General features: G+C 68.6%; 16 protein-coding genes. 7 read left to right on the plus strand and 9 right to left on the minus strand.

Going from position 1 to position 15,634, the window contains the following annotated elements; translation table 11 throughout:
- Nucleotides 1-20 precede the first annotated feature (20 nt).
- Together sdhA and ABZ863_RS27335 are read left to right on the plus strand one after the other, a co-directional pair.
- Complete coding sequence (gene sdhA, locus ABZ863_RS27330; protein WP_358541164.1) at nucleotides 21-1,808, plus strand: succinate dehydrogenase flavoprotein subunit; 1,788 nt, start codon at nucleotides 21-23, stop codon at nucleotides 1,806-1,808.
- 37 nt (nucleotides 1,809-1,845) lie between these two features.
- Nucleotides 1,846-2,625 (plus strand): succinate dehydrogenase iron-sulfur subunit, encoded by a 780-nt coding sequence (locus ABZ863_RS27335; RefSeq protein ID WP_358541167.1) that lies wholly within the window; start codon nucleotides 1,846-1,848, stop codon nucleotides 2,623-2,625.
- A 132-nt stretch (nucleotides 2,626-2,757) separates the two neighbouring features.
- On the opposite strand, the gene ABZ863_RS27340 is transcribed toward ABZ863_RS27335, so the two are convergent.
- A complete protein-coding gene (locus ABZ863_RS27340) occupies nucleotides 2,758-3,180 on the minus strand; it encodes a hypothetical protein (RefSeq protein WP_358541170.1) in 423 nt (140 codons plus the stop codon).
- A gap of 41 nt (nucleotides 3,181-3,221) precedes the next feature.
- On the minus strand, nucleotides 3,222-3,464 hold the full coding sequence (locus tag ABZ863_RS27345) for a hypothetical protein (RefSeq protein WP_358541173.1): 243 nt from the start codon (nucleotides 3,462-3,464) through the stop codon (nucleotides 3,222-3,224).
- A gap of 120 nt (nucleotides 3,465-3,584) precedes the next feature.
- Here ABZ863_RS27345 and ABZ863_RS27350 point away from each other — a divergent pair, with 120 nt between their 5' ends.
- Nucleotides 3,585-4,730: a D-alanyl-D-alanine carboxypeptidase family protein gene (locus ABZ863_RS27350; protein ID WP_358541269.1), complete on the plus strand. Its 1,146-nt coding sequence runs from the start codon at nucleotides 3,585-3,587 to the stop codon at nucleotides 4,728-4,730.
- A 12-nt stretch (nucleotides 4,731-4,742) separates the two neighbouring features.
- On the opposite strand, the gene ABZ863_RS27355 is transcribed toward ABZ863_RS27350, so the two are convergent.
- The 5 genes from ABZ863_RS27355 to ABZ863_RS27375 are packed head-to-tail and all read right to left on the minus strand — an operon-like array spanning nucleotide 4,743 to nucleotide 10,754.
- Nucleotides 4,743-6,017 (minus strand): MFS transporter, encoded by a 1,275-nt coding sequence (locus tag ABZ863_RS27355; RefSeq protein WP_358541176.1) that lies wholly within the window; start codon nucleotides 6,015-6,017, stop codon nucleotides 4,743-4,745.
- 32 nt (nucleotides 6,018-6,049) lie between these two features.
- The gene (yhjD, locus tag ABZ863_RS27360; RefSeq protein ID WP_358541178.1) at nucleotides 6,050-7,063 is read right to left on the minus strand and encodes an inner membrane protein YhjD; all 1,014 of its coding nucleotides are present in this window, start codon (nucleotides 7,061-7,063) and stop codon (nucleotides 6,050-6,052) included.
- A 44-nt stretch (nucleotides 7,064-7,107) separates the two neighbouring features.
- Nucleotides 7,108-7,827, minus strand: coding sequence for a L,D-transpeptidase family protein (locus ABZ863_RS27365; RefSeq protein ID WP_358541181.1), 720 nt, complete (start codon nucleotides 7,825-7,827; stop codon nucleotides 7,108-7,110).
- 37 nt (nucleotides 7,828-7,864) lie between these two features.
- Nucleotides 7,865-10,393, minus strand: a complete 2,529-nt coding sequence (locus ABZ863_RS27370) for a bifunctional FO biosynthesis protein CofGH (protein WP_358541184.1) — start codon at nucleotides 10,391-10,393, stop codon at nucleotides 7,865-7,867.
- A 55-nt stretch (nucleotides 10,394-10,448) separates the two neighbouring features.
- Nucleotides 10,449-10,754 (minus strand): hypothetical protein, encoded by a 306-nt coding sequence (locus tag ABZ863_RS27375; protein ID WP_358541187.1) that lies wholly within the window; start codon nucleotides 10,752-10,754, stop codon nucleotides 10,449-10,451.
- A gap of 473 nt (nucleotides 10,755-11,227) precedes the next feature.
- Here ABZ863_RS27375 and ABZ863_RS27380 point away from each other — a divergent pair, with 473 nt between their 5' ends.
- The 3 genes from ABZ863_RS27380 (at nucleotide 11,228) to ABZ863_RS27390 (ending at nucleotide 12,946) form a co-directional block, all read left to right on the plus strand.
- Nucleotides 11,228-11,623: a hypothetical protein gene (locus ABZ863_RS27380; protein ID WP_358541190.1), complete on the plus strand. Its 396-nt coding sequence runs from the start codon at nucleotides 11,228-11,230 to the stop codon at nucleotides 11,621-11,623.
- A 14-nt stretch (nucleotides 11,624-11,637) separates the two neighbouring features.
- Nucleotides 11,638-12,198: a DUF3558 family protein gene (locus ABZ863_RS27385; protein WP_358541272.1), complete on the plus strand. Its 561-nt coding sequence runs from the start codon at nucleotides 11,638-11,640 to the stop codon at nucleotides 12,196-12,198.
- 181 nt (nucleotides 12,199-12,379) lie between these two features.
- The gene (locus ABZ863_RS27390) at nucleotides 12,380-12,946 is read left to right on the plus strand and encodes a DUF3558 family protein (RefSeq protein WP_358541193.1); all 567 of its coding nucleotides are present in this window, start codon (nucleotides 12,380-12,382) and stop codon (nucleotides 12,944-12,946) included.
- A gap of 7 nt (nucleotides 12,947-12,953) precedes the next feature.
- Here the strand turns inward: ABZ863_RS27390 and ABZ863_RS27395 are convergent, their stop codons facing one another.
- Entirely contained in the window at nucleotides 12,954-13,763 is an 810-nt protein-coding gene (locus ABZ863_RS27395) for an exodeoxyribonuclease III (RefSeq protein WP_358541196.1), read from the minus strand.
- A 55-nt stretch (nucleotides 13,764-13,818) separates the two neighbouring features.
- Here ABZ863_RS27395 and ABZ863_RS27400 point away from each other — a divergent pair, with 55 nt between their 5' ends.
- Nucleotides 13,819-15,300, plus strand: a complete 1,482-nt coding sequence (locus ABZ863_RS27400) for a serine hydrolase domain-containing protein (protein ID WP_358541199.1) — start codon at nucleotides 13,819-13,821, stop codon at nucleotides 15,298-15,300.
- On the opposite strand, the gene ABZ863_RS27405 is transcribed toward ABZ863_RS27400, so the two are convergent.
- Nucleotides 15,269-15,589, minus strand: coding sequence for an SH3 domain-containing protein (locus ABZ863_RS27405; protein WP_358541202.1), 321 nt, complete (start codon nucleotides 15,587-15,589; stop codon nucleotides 15,269-15,271). The two genes, ABZ863_RS27400 and ABZ863_RS27405, sit on opposite strands and share 32 nt — an antisense overlap.
- Nucleotides 15,590-15,634: the final 45 nt, after the last annotated feature.

Consider the following 15,634-nt stretch of genomic DNA (forward strand, 5'->3'; position numbering starts at 1 on the left):
CACCACACGGAGTTCCCGACATGCAGTTTCACAAATACGACGTGGTGATCGTCGGAGCGGGCGGCGCCGGTATGCGCGCGGCCATCGAGGCCGGGCAGCGCGCCCGCACGGCAGTTCTCACCAAGCTCTACCCCACGCGTTCGCACACCGGCGCGGCGCAGGGCGGCATGTGTGCCGCACTGGCCAACGTCGAGGAGGACAACTGGGAGTGGCACACCTTCGACACCGTCAAGGGTGGCGACTACCTGACCGACCAGGACGCCGCGGAGATCATGGCCAAGGAGGCCATCGACGCGGTGCTCGACCTGGAGAAGATGGGGCTGCCGTTCAACCGGACCCCCGAGGGCAAGATCGACCAGCGGCGTTTCGGCGGGCACACCCGCGACCACGGTAAGGCCGCGGTGCGCCGGGCCTGCTACGCGGCTGACCGTACCGGCCACATGATCCTGCAGACGCTGTACCAGAACTGCGTCAAGCACGGGATCGAGTTCTTCAACGAGTTCTACGTCCTCGACATCATGCTGACCGACACCGCCGACGGCCCGGTGGCTTCCGGCGCCATCGCCTACGAGCTGGCGACCGGCGAGATCCACGTGTTCCAGGCGAAGTCGATCGTGTTCGCCACCGGCGGCTTCGGCAAGGTCTTCAAGACCACGTCGAACGCGCACACCCTGACCGGCGACGGCATGGGCATCTACGCGCGCAAGGGCCTGCCGCTGGAGGACATGGAGTTCTACCAGTTCCACCCGACCGGCCTCGCCGGCCTCGGCATCCTGCTCACCGAGGGTGCCCGCGGTGAGGGCGCGATCCTGCGCAACGCCTCGGGTGAGCGGTTCATGGAGCGCTACGCCCCGACCATCAAGGACCTGGCACCGCGCGACATCGTGGCCAGGTCGATGGTGCTCGAGGTGCTGGAGGGCCGGGGCGCGGGGCCGAACAAGGACTACGTGCTCCTCGACTGCACCCACCTCGGCGCGGAGGTGCTGGAGACGAAGCTCCCGGACATCACCGAGTTCGCGCGCACCTACCTCGGCGTGGACCCGGTGGAGGAGCCGGTGCCGGTGTACCCGACCGCGCACTACGCGATGGGCGGCATCCCGACCAACGTGCACGGCGAGGCACTGCGGGACAACGACAACGTCATCCCGGGCCTCTACGCCGCCGGTGAGGTCGCCTGCGTGTCCGTCCACGGCGCGAACCGGCTCGGCACGAACTCGCTGCTGGACATCAACGTGTTCGGCAGGCGCGCGGGCATCGCGGCCGCGGAGTACGCGGCCGGCCACGAGCACGTCGAGCTGCCGGACGACCCGGCGACGCTGGTCGAGGGCATGGTCGAGCACCTGCGCACCGCGCACGGTGGTGAGCGGGTCGCCGACATCCGCACCGAGCTGCAGCAGACGATGGACTCCAACGCGGCGGTGTACCGCACCGAGGACACGCTGAAGCAGGCGCTCACAGACGTGCAGACGCTCAAGGAGCGCTACGGCCGGATTTCCGTGCAGGACAAGGGCAAGCGGTACAACACCGATCTGCTCGAGGCGATCGAGCTCGGTTTCCTGCTCGACCTCGCCGAGATCCTGGTCAACGCGGCGCTGGCCCGCAAGGAGTCCCGCGGCGGGCACGCTCGCGAGGACTACCCGAACCGGGATGACGTCAACTTCATGCGGCACTCGATGTCGTACAAGGTCCTTCCGGAGAAGGCGGACCCGGACGCCCCGCTGGGCCTGACCGGGTTCATCTCGGACATCCGGCTGGACTACAAGCCCGTGACCTTCACCCGGTACGAGCCGATGGAGCGGAAGTACTGATGTCGACCGAAGCACTCTTTCCCGCTGAGGGAGCGAAATGACTGCGGTAGCTGAGAACGCGGTTCACGACACGTCGCAGATCCCCGCGCCGGAGGGCTCGATCACCATCACGGTGAAGCTCCTGCGCTTCAACCCGGAGGTCGACGACGAGCCGCACTGGGAGTCCTACGACGTCCCGGCGCTGCCGACCGACCGCGTGCTGAACCTGCTGTTCAACATCAAGAACTATGTCGACGGCACGCTGTCGTTCCGGCGCTCGTGCGCACACGGCATCTGCGGCTCGGACGCGATGCAGATCAACGGCATCAACCGGCTGGCCTGCAAGGTGCTCGTGAAGGACTTGCTGGCGAAGCGCGGCAAGCAGACGACGATCACGGTCGCACCGATCAAGGGCCTGCCCACGATGAAGGACCTCTATGTCGACATGGAGCCCTTCTTCGAGGCCTACCGTTCGGTGAAGCCGTACCTCATCGCCTACGGCAACGAGCCCACCCGCGAACGGATCCAGTCGGCCGCCGACCGGGAGCGCTTCGACGACACCACCAAGTGCATCCTGTGCGCGGCGTGCACATCGTCGTGCCCGGTGTACTGGGCGGACGGCTCCTACTTCGGGCCTGCCGCGATCGTCAACGCACACCGGTTCATCTTCGACTCCCGTGACGAGGGAGCGGAGGAGCGGCTGGACATCCTCAACGACGCCGAGGGCGTGTGGCGCTGCCGGACCACCTTCAACTGCACCGACGCCTGCCCCCGCGGCATCCAGGTGACGAAGGCAATCCAGGAGGTCAAGCGCGCACTGCTGTTCCGCCGCGTCTGAGGCACCCTTTGGTCCCCCAAGGCCACCATGGTTGCACTTGTCAAACACCGCGACGCGAAGCGTCTCCGTTTGGGTGGCGGTGGGAGACGGGTGGGCGCAACTATGGTGGCCTTGGGTGCTTTCCGGCCCGGCTCAGAGGTCGGCGCAGGCCTGCCGGGCCGCTGACAGCGCGTCGGTGTACTCCTGGCTGTCGGTGCTCATCATCTGCTGCAGGATGTTGACGGGTTTGCGCACGGCATCGGCGAGCGGCTGGTAGCGCTTGTCGGCCTCGCCCGCTGCGGCGATCTCGGCGGCGCCGGCCCAGCGCCGGTAAGCGGCGACGTTCTCGACGGGGTCGAGGTCGGTCGTGCGCCGGACAACGGTGCACGCGGCCTCCGCGTCCGCCGCTGCGCCCTCAGCCTCCGACGACGTCAGCAGCCACGCCAGGCCGACCCCACCGCCGCCCAGCAGCAACCCCGCGGCGAGCGCGAGCACGACCAGCCGCTTGCTGTGCGCAGGTCGGGCGGTGGGCTGTGGTTGGGGGTCTCCGGGGCCGTACACCTGCGGTGAAGTCACGTCTTCAGGACGCGACCGAGTTTACCGAGAGTTCCGGCCGGTCACGCGTCCGTACGGTGACGCGCGGCACGCCACCCACGCCAGCCGAGCACACCGATGATCGTGCCCAGCACGAAGGACACCACGGCAAGGACAAGGTGGACCACGAAGAACGAGGTCGGCGAACCGTCGGCGGTCCAGGCGTTGTCGCTGCTCCACAGGTTCCTGACGAAGGTGATCCAGATGATCCAGGACCACACGCCGAAAGCCAGCAGAAAGAGTGATGTACGGCGAGACATCCGCATACCCGCAAGTATTGCTCGCACCCCGAAGGCTAGCCTGCACGGGTGCGTCGTGCCTTTCCCATCAGGGTCCTGATCCTCGCCCTGCTCTGTGGCCTGCTGGCCACCGCGGGGCCGCCCGCGATCGCGCAGGAAACCACCGAAGCGCAGGCCGGGGCTTGCCCGAACCGGCTGCTGCCGCCGCCCCCGGTGGACACTTCCGAGCAGCCGCCGCCGGGCCAGCCGTCTCCCCCGCCGCTACCGGTGCCGGCCAACCCCGCGGGCGGCGCGCGCATGGCCGAGTGCGGCCTGGTGCTGCCCTCCGGCACACCGGTCCCGCCCGAACTCGGCACCGCGGCATCGTGGCTGCTGCAGGACATGGACACCGGCGCGGTGCTCGCCGCGAAGGATCCGCATGGGCGGCAGCGGCCGGCCTCACTGATCAAGACACTGCTCGCACTGGCGGTGATCGAGGAACTCCCACCGGACAAAGTGGTCGTTCCGACGGTGGAGGACGCCAGCCAGGAGTGCACCTGCGTCGGCATCGTCGCCGGCTCCCAGTACACAGTGGATGTTCTGGTGCACGCGCTGCTGATGCGCTCCGGCAACGATGTCGCGCACGCGCTTGCCACGGCGCTCGGTGGCGTACCCACGGCGGTCGGCAAGATGAACGCACTGGCCGAGCGTCTCGGCGCCACCGACACCCGTGCGGCGACGCCGTCCGGTTTGGACGGACCGGGGATGATGACCTCGGCCTACGACACGAGCCTGATCTTCGGCTATGCGATGCGGCAGCCGGCCTACGCCGACGCCGTCGGCACGAAGCACCTCGATTTCCCCGGTGGCACCGGCGAACCCAGCTACCCCATCTACAACGACAACAAGCTGTGGGCTGCCTACGCAGGGTTCGTCGGCGGCAAGACCGGGTTCACCGATGACGCCAGGCACACCTATGTCGGCGCCGCGGAGCGGGACGGCAAACGCATCTCCCTCGTGCTGCTGCGCGCCGAACAGCGCCCGGTCCTCGTCTCCGCTCAAGCCATGCAGTTGCTCGACTACGGTTTCGCGCTGGCCACGGCGGGTACGGAACCGGTCGGCCAGGTCAGCACGGCGCCGGTCAGCGCGCCGGACGCCACGACCGCGGCGCAGCACAGCCCGGCGGCTGCGGGCTCCAGCATGACGGATCCCTTCGGTACCACCGGCTGGATCGTCACCCTCATCGTCATCGTGATCGTCGGCGTCGGCTTGTTCGTCGCGCACCGCCGCGGCCTGCTCCAGCGCCCGGAGTGACGGTCACCGGCGTCAGCCGCCGCGGGCTTCACCGCAGGTGTCGGCGGTGGCGTCCTGGGCTGTGTGCTCGGCGCCCGGATCGTTGTCGGCAGTTCGCGGCAACGTCTCCCGCGCCACGAGCCACAGCACCAGTGCCAGCACCGCCACACCACCGGTGATGGTGAACGCCGCCGGGTACGACCAGCGTTCGGCGATCACACCCGCGGCGAGCGGGCCGACGATGGCACCCACATCCGCGGCCATCTGGAAGCCCGCGAGGACGGACCCGCCGCGCGCCTTCGCACCGAGGACATCGGCGACGGCCGCGTTCTGCGACGGGTTCAGCGCACCGGAACCCACACCGGCGACCAGCGAGGCCGCCAGGAAGATCCACGGATTGCTGGTGACGCCGAGCAACACCGTGCCGACCGCGAGCAGCGCGAGCCCAGCCAGCGCAGGCGGGCGCCTGCCACGCTGGTCGGCGAACCGGCCCGCGACGAGTAGCGCGGCAGCGTTGGCGGCGGCGAACACGGCCATCGCGACGCCGGTGAACGACTCGTCCTTGAGCAGGACCGCCGTGACGAACAGCGGCATCAACGACATCCGCACCCCGAGCACCACCCAGCCGTTGGCCAGGTTCGACGCGAGCGCCGCGCGGTAGGTCGGGTGGCGCAGCGCCTGCCGGAACGTCATCGCCGGCTCGCCGTCATCGGCCTGTCGCGAGGCCAGTTCCGAGTGCCGCAGCTGCGACCAGACGAAGACGGTCGTCACCACCAGCGCGAGCCCGTAGGCCAGGAACGGCGCGCGCAGCGACACCGCCACCAGGCCACTGCCGATGACCGGGCCCGCGATACCGCCGAGCAGAAAGCTCGTCCCCCACAGGCCGGACGCCCGGCCACGCAGGTGCGCCGGCGAGATCCGGATCAGCAGGCCGATCGCCGAGACGGTGAACATCGTGGAGCCGATCCCGCTGGCGGAGCGGAACAGCAACAGCTGCCAGTAGTCGCCAGCGAAGGCGCTTGCGACCGTGCCCACCGCGACGATCGACAGGCCCCACAGGTACACCGGGCGCTCGCCGAAGCGGGTCACCAGCCGACCGCTCGCCGGGGCGAACACCAACCGCACGAGCGCGAACGCACTGATCACGAACGACGCCGCGGTGACACCGACGTCGAAGCTCGCCGCGAAGCTGGGTAGAGCGGGCCCGATCAGGCCGTAGCCGATCGCGATGAGGAAGCTCGCCCCCGCCAGGATGTAGATCTCCCTTGGCAACCGCGACTGCTGCCGCGGCGTCACCGTGTCGCTCACGCTCACCCCTTTGGTTACAGCGTGACCTTAATTCACTCGCGACGCCGCCCCAGCCAGCCCAGCAGCGCCCCCATGCCGAACGCACCCGCCGCGAGCCCGACGCCGGGGCCGCGCTGCACTGTCACGTTCGGCCTGATCACCGTGGGTGGTGGCGGTGCGATCCTGCGGACGACGTTCTCCTGCGCCGTCGCCGTCCACGCGGTGACGAACAGTAAGAAACGCGACACCAGGTTCGCGAACACGAGCAGACCGATGATCGGTCCGAACAGCGCACCGGCCGGCGAGCCGAGGACACTGGCCAGGTAGATGGTGGCGACCTGTTTGAGCACCTCGAAGCCGATCGCGGCAACGACCGCACCGCGAATAGCGCTGCGCACGCTCACTTTCTCCCGCGGCAGCTGCGAGATGACCCAGAGGAACACCACCACGTTGGCCGCCAGTGCGAGCACGATGGTCGCCACCCGGAGCATGAACTGCGCCCACACCTGCTGGTCGAGCCCGACGACCCGCAACAGGGAACTGCCGACACCGCCGCCGACCGCGGTGAGCCCGAACGACACCACGAGCGCAACCCCGAGCCCCACCAACGCGAGGAGATCCTTGATCTTCGTCGACAGGAAAGGCAGCTGTTTCTTCTCCTGCCCCCACTGCGCGGTGAGCGCGTCGCGCAGGTTGGTCATCCAGCCGAGCCCGGAATAAGCCGCCAGCAGCAGCCCGAGCACACCGACACCGGCGCGGGAGTCGACCGCGGCGGTGACGAGTTCGTTGAGGAGGGGGCGCAGCCCTGCCGGAGCGGAGTTGATGATGCTGGCTTGTAGCTCGTTCATCGCGGTCTCGTTACCGGCGAGAATGAAGCCCGCCACCGAGAAGCCGACCATCAGCAGTGGGAACAGCGAGAGCACCGAGAAGTACGTGATGGCCGCTGCGTAGTGGTTGCCGTAGCGCTCGGTGAACGCGTCGTTGGCTCTGAGCACGTGATCCAGCCACGGGTACTTCCGGCGCAAACGCGGCAGCAACTTCTCCTTCGTGGCCTGCTGTTCTGTCACGTACAGACGCTAACCCTGCGTAATCACACGCGCAACGCGAAGCGTCACGAACGGTGCACGATCACCTTCGTTCCAGGTGTCAGCAGGCCGAAGAGCTCATCGACGGACGGATCGGTCAGGCGCACACACCCGTTGCTGGCGGGTTGCGGCTCCACCGGCTCGGCGCCGTGGAAGGCGACGCCGTCGTAGGTGAAGTAACTCGGCCGGTACATGGGGCCCAGTCGGGCGTAGCGCATCCCGTCGATCTGGTACAGGATCGCGAACTCGCCTTCGGGCGTGGCCTTCGCGGGCTCCTGCCCTGTCGAGGCGTCGTAGATCTTGTCGAGCACGCCGTCGACCACCGTGTAGACCACCTGCGTCGTGAGGTCCACCTCGATGTGGAAGCCAGCGGCGGCGGAGCGGATCACCGGTGCCCGCGGGTCGTCCAGCGCCTCGGCGGTCGCCTCGTCCACCTCACCGGTACGGGGCAGGCCCTGCACCTTCTGGAACGCCACGATGGCGTGCCGGGTCTCCGCATCGATCGTGCCGGTGACCTCACGGACCTGGTGGCCGAGCTGCTGCAACCGCCGCTGCAGCTCGCCCGCACTCGGCAGCTTCGGTGTCGTCGGCGCCGCCACCGTCGTGGCCGGCTGCACCTCTGTTTGCGCGTTGGCACGTGGTTCGGCGCTGCCGAGCTGTGACACGCCCACGCCGACGAGTACGGGCACGACGGCGAACGCCGTGGCGGCGAGCACACCGAAGCGCACCGGCTTCCGTTGTCCCATGCCTGCGGTCACGTCTGCCGGTGCGCCCTGGTTGCCTCTACCGCGGTGCCAGTGTCTTGCCGTAGGTGGTGGTGCGCTGGCGGGAGGGCCGCCCGGCGAGGCCGGCGAGCTGCTCGAGCTCGGCAACCGTGCGGGCGGAGCCGTGCTCGGAGCCGGCCATCCGCGAGATCGTCTCCTCCATCAGCGTGCCGCCGATGTCGTTGGCGCCGCCCCGCAGGATCTGCGCGGTGCCCTCATCTCCGAGCTTGACCCAGGAGCACTGCACGTTGTCGATCCGGCCGTGCAGTGCAAGCCGGGCGAACGCGTGCACCGCCCGGTTGTCGCGCACCGTCGGTCCAGGGCGCGCGACGCCTGCCAGGTAGATGGGGGCGTTGTGGTGCACGAACGGCAACGCGACGAACTCGGTGAACCCGCCGGTGTCCTCGGCGATCCCGGCCAGCACCCGCAGGTGACCGAGCCAGTGGCCGGGATGGTCGACGTGGCCGTACATCATCGTGCTCGACGAGGGGATGCCGAGACGGTGCGCGGTGGTCACGACGTCGATCCAGGTCTGCGCCGGGAGCTTGCCCTTGGTGAGCACCCAGCGGACCTCGTCGTCGAGGATCTCGGCGGCCGTGCCAGGGATGGAGCCGAGCCCGGCATCGCGCAGCTCGGTGAGCCATTCCGCGACGCTCACGCCCGCTTTCGAGGCGGCGGAGACGATCTCCATCGGGGAGAACGCGTGGACGTGCATGTCCGGCACGGCGGCCTTGATGGCGCGCACGACGTCGGCGTAGTAGCCGACGGGCAGCTTGGGGTCGATGCCGCCCTGCATGCACACTTCGGTCGCACCGGCCCGCGCGGCCTCGACAGCCCGCGCCGCGACCTCTTCGGTGGAGAGGCGGTAGGCGTCTGCGTCGCGTTCCCGCTGGGCAAAGGCACAGAACCGGCAGCCGACGTAGCAGACGTTGGAGAAGTTGATGTTGCGGTTGACGACGAAGGTGATGTCGTCGCCGACCACGCTCGCACGCAGCTCGTCGGCGAGCCGGGTCATCGTCTCCAGTGCCTCGCCTTCGGCGGTCAGCAACGCCATCGCGGCCGCGGTGTTGGTTTCGGCCAGCAGCGCTGCGGGATCGTCGGCCGCCAGCCGCAGGCCTTCCCGCACGTCGGTGTCGAAGCGTTCGGGCGAGGTCGGCACCTGGCCCCGCAGGATGTCCCAGTCGCCGTAGACGCTGTCGAAGTCGCCGCGCCGGTCGGCGGTGCGGCCCTCGGTGTCGATCGCCGTGTGCAGGTCCGCGCGGCCGAAGACCTCCAGGCCACCGTCGGGCTCCTGCCAGCTCCTGCCCTCGATCGTCGCGGTCTGCTCGCCGAGACCCTCCGCAGTGGCGAGCGCCGCCACGTGCTGGTGCAGCCGCACGTCGATCCACTTCTCGGCGCCGAGCACGTACTTCGGGTACACGGTGAGCCGCTCACGCAATGTGAAGCCCGCACCCGCGGTCCAGCCGGCGAGCTCGTCGATCTGCGGCCACGGCCGCTCCGGGTTGACGTGGTCGGGCGTCACCGGGGACACCCCTCCCCAGTCGTCGATCCCGGCACGCAAGAGCAACGCGTGCTCGTCGCCGACCAGGTTGGGAGGCGCCTGCACGCTCACGCCCGGCGGCATCAGCAGCCGCGCCACGGCGACGGTCGCGGCGAGGTCCTGCAGGTCCGCGTCCTGCACCGCGCGCATGGCGGTATCCGGCTTGGCGCGGAAGTTCTGGACGATGATCTCCTGGATGTTGCGGTACTGCCGGGCGCGGGCACGGATGGCATGCAGCGACTCGGCGCGCTCGGTCAGCGTCTCCCCGATGCCGACCAGGATGCCCGTGGTGAACGGAATGCCGACGCGGCCGGCGTCGTCGAGCACCCGCAACCGCACGGCGGGCTCCTTGTCAGGGCTGCCGTAGTGCGGGCCGCCCTTTTCGGACCAGAGCCGTTCCGCGGTGGTTTCCAGCATCATGCCCATGCTCGGCGCGACGGGCTTGAGCCGCTGCAGCTCCTCCCAGCTCAGCACGCCGGGGTTGAGATGTGGCAGGAGTCCGGTCTCCTCCAGTACCGCGATCGCGCAGGAACGCAGGTAGTCCACTGTGGACTCATAGCCACGCTCGTCGAGCCACTGCCGCGCCTGCGGCCAGCGGTCCTCCGGACGGTCGCCCAGGGTGAACAGTGCTTCCTTACAGCCGGCGGCAGCGCCTGCGCGGGCGATGTCCAGCACCTCGTCGCGTTCGAGGTACAGCGAGTGCAGCTTGCCCGGCACGGTGACGAAAGTGCAGTAGTGACAGCGGTCCCGGCACAATCGGGTGAGCGGGATGAAGACTTTGCGACTGTAGGTGACGATCCCGGATCGCCCCTGATCTGCGAGGTGGGCGTCGCGGACCCCACCTGCCGCGGCCAGGAGCTGTTCGAGGTCGGCACCGCGGGCATGCAGGAGCACGGCGGATTCGGTGACGTCGAGTGCTACGCCGTCCGCGGCGCGCTTGAGCGCGCGGCGCATCGCGGAAGCCGTGGGTTGCGGCTCGGGTGGCGCGATCGAAACGGGATCAACCATGTTCCGAGACTAGGCGCGCCGTCACGGCACAGTAAGGGCCGCCGCTTGTGACGGATTACTCGGCGGCGCGGGAATAAACGGCAGCCTCGGCGGGCGCCGCGTCAGCAGGCACGACCGCCTTGGCGCGGGCCTTGCGCCGCTGCCGGACGACTCCGGCGGTCATGCCCAGCACCCCGAGCACGACGGCGATGAGGCCGACGGGACCGAGCAACCCGAACGTCATCGCGTTGGGCTCGGCCTGCGCGGCGAAGGCGCTACCGGCACCGGCGACGAGCAGAGCGGCCGGTACGCCGAGCAGAACGGCGGCACCGCGCAGCACGCGGGTCACCGGGCGAGCCGGCTCACTGACAGGGTTGCGCACCGGGGTGCCTCCCGAGTTGAGACTGCCATTGCTACGCAGCTCACCCTAAAGAGTGAGTGTTTCCACACGGAAAACTACCGAGCGTGTCAACCCAGTCGATATCCGTGCGGGTCTGGCAGAGACTAGCGACCGCACGGGCTAACCCGATCGCGGGGTAGCGGATTCCGGCGTTGCCGCTGCTCAGCTACCACCAAGGCGGAGACGACCCCTAAGGCGCGCGCGCAGGCAACGGACCACTGCGCTCTCGCACCGGCCCGAGATTCGACACGATGCTGGAGGCAACAAGCCCACGACCTCCGCTGCTTGCGGTTCGGATTTTTCCTACTTTCCGAAACCGGCCCTGTCAGCCACTACGGCTCAGGTACGGTGACGATCGAGTCACGAAGCGCGACTTTGGGGGGAGAATGGCTCAGGAAAGGTTCTTCGCGCCAATCGGTGACGGCGCAACTAGTTGGACCGACTCGATCGCGGATATGACCCGTTCCACGATCAATGCCGCGTCGGTTGCCAAGGCCAAGGCCGAGTCGGACAAGCTCCTGAGCGCCGCGAAGAACGGCGGGTTCAGACTCAGCGAAGAAGGCGCACGACCGCTGATCGACGCGCTCATGAGCTTCCGAGCGAAGCTGGACGACCTGCAGTTCGTCTCCGGTGCACTCGCCCTGGACCCACAGCTCGGCAGTAGCGAGTATGCGCGGACCGTCGCTTCACACGACCGCCAAGGAGCGGACGGTCCGCAAGGTATCCTCACCGTGATTGATCAGCTTCGCGTTGTGCTCGAACAGTCTGTCGAGGCCCTCCAGCGCGCCGCGGGCTTGTACCGGGAGAACGAAGAGAACGCACAGGCTGCGTGGCAACCTTGGGAGCAATGACCTTGCGTCGTCTTATGCGCGCGGGACTGCCGCTCGTCGTCGCGTCACTGTTCGTGTCCGCATGCACGGACAGCGAGGACGGTACGGCCGAGCCGCAGGGTGGCAGCGACACACCGAGTGTGACCAGCGGGCCGAGCGCCACGACCTCTTCGCCAGCCGACGGTAATGGATCGTCTCTAGCCGACCTCGATCCCTGCACGCTCCTGGACACCAGCGACGTCCACCGCTACGGAAACCACAAGGAGGCGGAACACAGGACAGTAGGCACAGCACGGGCCTGCGTCTGGTTCCCACTCCGCGAATCGGGTTCGGAAAAGATCCCAACCATTGCAACGCTCATCCGCGAGAACGCGGGAGCCGACGACGTGAACGACATCGGACAGGGGGTCCAGCGCACGCAGGCCAACGGGCGCGACATCGCACAGGCGGCCGGACCTGGTACCTGTGTGATCGCCATCGGTGTGACGGCTACCTCACGCGTGGACGTCCAGGTCACCGGCATCGAAGCCGATGACGCCTGCACCGTCGCTAACGAACTTGCCGTGATTGTCGAGCCAACGGTACCGCGCGGCTAAGTCGCCCTTACTTCCCTCGGCAATCGCTTCTCGCAGTACGCGAGCTGAATTGGCAGCAGCTCTGCATGAGCTGCCGACGGCCAGAGAATCTATTAGACGTGAACATACGGGCTCGGAAACGCGATTCGCGGTCAGGCTTGAAAGATGAGTCGGACCGACTCCAGAGGGCGAAACAAAGCACATGGAAGCAATAGTGAATTCTCGGGCATGTACCACCGTGCTGTCATTCGCAGCGCTTGCCGGACTTGCCTTGGCCGGATGCTCGACCAACGAGAGCGGCATCGCCGTGCCGGAAAACCCGCAGAGCGAAACAAGCAACGCAATCCCCTCTAATGAGGGCGGCGCTTCGCTCGCCGGCCTCGATCCCTGCACGCTCCTGGACACCAGCGAGATCGCCAGATACGGAAACCACAAGCCACCAGAACGCGAAACGATTGGTACAGCGCGAACCTGCGCCTGGTATCCACGCCGCGCGTCCAGCTCTGACGATGCCCCCGCCATCGCGACGATCATCCGCGAGAACGCGGGGGTGGACGACATGAACGACATCGGCCAAGGAGTCCAGCGCACCCAAGCCAACGGGCGCGACATCGGGAAGGCACCCGGCCCCGGTGGCTGTGTGATCGCCATCGGAGTAACGGCTACCTCGCGCGTCGACGTCCCGGCCACCGGCCTCCGCACCGAGGACTCCTGCATCGTCGCCGACCAGCTTGCCGTGATCGTCGAGCCGAAGTTGCCGCGCAGCTAACGCTGCCCTACCGCGGCCAGTCCCAGTCGAAGGTCGCCGTCACCGGGGCATGGTCGGACCACCGCTCGGCGTAGGTCGCCGCCCGCTCCACCACCACCGACGTGCAGGCCTGCGCGAGGCCGGGTGTGGCCGCCAGGTAGTCGATCCGCCAGCCCGCGTCGTTGTCGAACGCCTTGCCGCGGTAGGACCACCAGGTGTACGGGCCGGGGCCTGCTGGGTCCAGCTTGCGCTGCAGATCCACGTACCCCAGTTCACCGAACACGCGATCCAGCCACGCCCGCTCCTCGGGCAGGAAGCCCGAGTTCGTCCGGTTGCCCTTCCAGTTCTTCAGGTCGATCTCGGCATGCGCGATGTTCCAGTCGCCGACGACGAGCACCTCCCTGCCCTCCGCCTCGGCCTTACCGCGTAGCTCACCGAGATAGGGCAGGAACGCCGCCATGAAGCGCTCCTTCTCCTCCTGTCGCTCGGTGCCGACATCGCCGCTGGGCAGGTACAAGCTCGCAACCACTAGCCCCGGCAGGTGCGTCTCGAGGTAGCGGCCGCTGTCTTCGAACTCGGCCTCACCGAAGCCGATGCGCACCGCCTCGGGCTCGACGCAGCTGTACACGGACACCCCGTTGCGGCCCTTGACCGAACAGGCAGCGTGCGCGGAATGCCACCCGTCCGGTTCCCGCAGCCCCGCCGGCAGGCTGCTCGCTTCGGCGCGCACCTCCTGGCAGGCAACGACATCCGCGCCCGTGGCCGCGAACCACTCCGTGAAGCCCTTCTTGGCGGCCGCCCGCAGGCCGTTGACGTTGACGGTCGACACAGTCAGCACGCCCGGCAGGCTACCTCGCCATACCGACACCGCAGGCCGTGGCACACTCTGCGGAATGATCCGCGTGGCGTGCGGGCTCGCCGTAGTGGCCCTCCTGCTCGGCGCGGCGGCACCGGCGGCAGTGGCGGCACCGGCCATGGACGACCGCGCGCGCATCGACACGCTCGTCGCCGAGACAATGCGCGGCAGCGCCGTGCCTGGCCTCGCACTCGCGGTCGTCCACCACGACACCGTCGTCCACTTGCGTGGGTACGGCGACGCGGGCGACGGGCGCCCGGTGACCGCGCGCACCCGGTTCCTGGCCGCCTCACTGAGCAAGTCGCTCACCGCCACCGCCGTTCTGCGCCTCGTCGATGACGGCGCGGTCGCCCTCGACGCCCCGGTGCGCCGCTACCTGCCGGAGTTCACCACCGCGGCCCCGGCGGCCGCGGACCGGATCACGGTGCGGCATCTGCTGAACCAGACCAGTGGCCTCGCCGACACCGGCTTCCCGGAAATGACGCTGCCCCAGCCGGATTCGATCGCGCAGCGGGTGACCAGCCTGCGCGACGCCGAGCCGGTCAGCTCGCCCGGGAGCCAGTTCCACTACTTCAACCCGAACTACGCCGTGCTGGCCCGGATCGTCGAGGTGGTCAGCGGCAGGCCGTTCGCCGAGGCGCTGGATTCGCAGGTCCTGACACCGCTCGGCATGCGGGACAGCACCAGCGTGGTCACGACCGCCGAGCTGCCCTCCCGCGCTCCCGGCCTGGCTCGTGGTCACGTCGTCGCGGTCGGCACGGCGATCACGCACGACGAGCCCGCCGGGTACCTCGCCGGCTCGGGCGGGGTCGTGACGACGGCCGGTGATCTGGGCCGGTTCCTGCAAATGCAGCTCTCCGGCGGCACGCTCGACGGTGTCCGGGTGGTCAGCGCGGGCGCCGTCACCACCATGCACACGCCACCGCCGTCGGTGCCCGGTGGCTACGCGATGGGCTGGTTCGCACATCAGGGGTTGCTCGAGCACAACGGCGTGCTGACCGGGTTCTACGCCGAGCAGGCCCTGCTGCCCAGCGCCGACCTCGGCGTGGCAGTGCTGGCCAACTCCTACCACTCGCTGACCGGCGTGCAGGGCCTCGCGCGCCGCATCGCGAACGTCCTCACCGGAACGGACCCCGGTGGTGGCATCCCGCTTCGGGTGCTGAGCTACACCTTTCTCGGGCTCAGCGTGCTCACGGTGGCACTGCGGTCATGGCGGCTGGCGCGAACGCGCCGCTGGGCTACCCGCCATCAGGGCAGACCGACCTGGTGGCGGATAGCGCCGTGGACGTTGTGGGTGCTCTGGATGCTCGCGCCGGCCGCGCTGCTGGCTGCCCTGCCCGCGCTCACGGCAACCTTCACGGGCCGGGTGTTCAGCTTCTCGCAGCTGTTCTGGGCAATGCCGGACATCCTCGGTTGGCTGGGTGTCGCGGCCGTGACGGGCGCTGTGCTGGTGATCGCGCGCGGCAGCGCGCTGCTACGAGCCGGGGTCAGCCGCAGTTGGCCCCGTCGACCGGCCTGAGGAACTCCTCGGCGGCCCACCTGTTCTCGTCGAGCCGGCGGAACCCGTTCTGCACCACTGTGGACGCATCGGACTCGGCGTTGTGCTGGTACTTGCCGACGATCTCCGCGCCGATGCGGGGCTCGGCACGCACGTTGAGGATGTCCGCGGTCACCACGACGCGGCACCCCGCCGTCCCGGCGCCCTCCGCCCCCGACGAGCTCTGGTCCGAACCGAGGGCGTAGATCACGACGACGCCCGCCAGAACGCCGACTACGATCAGCGTCTTCTTTGGTATGCCGAGTACCACGGGTGCTCCTTGCCTATTGCGTCAGGCACTCCGGGCAGGGTAAGC

Origin of the sequence: Saccharomonospora sp. NPDC046836, from assembly GCF_040645195.1 — a bacterium.
GTDB lineage: Bacteria > Actinomycetota > Actinomycetes > Mycobacteriales > Pseudonocardiaceae > Prauserella_A.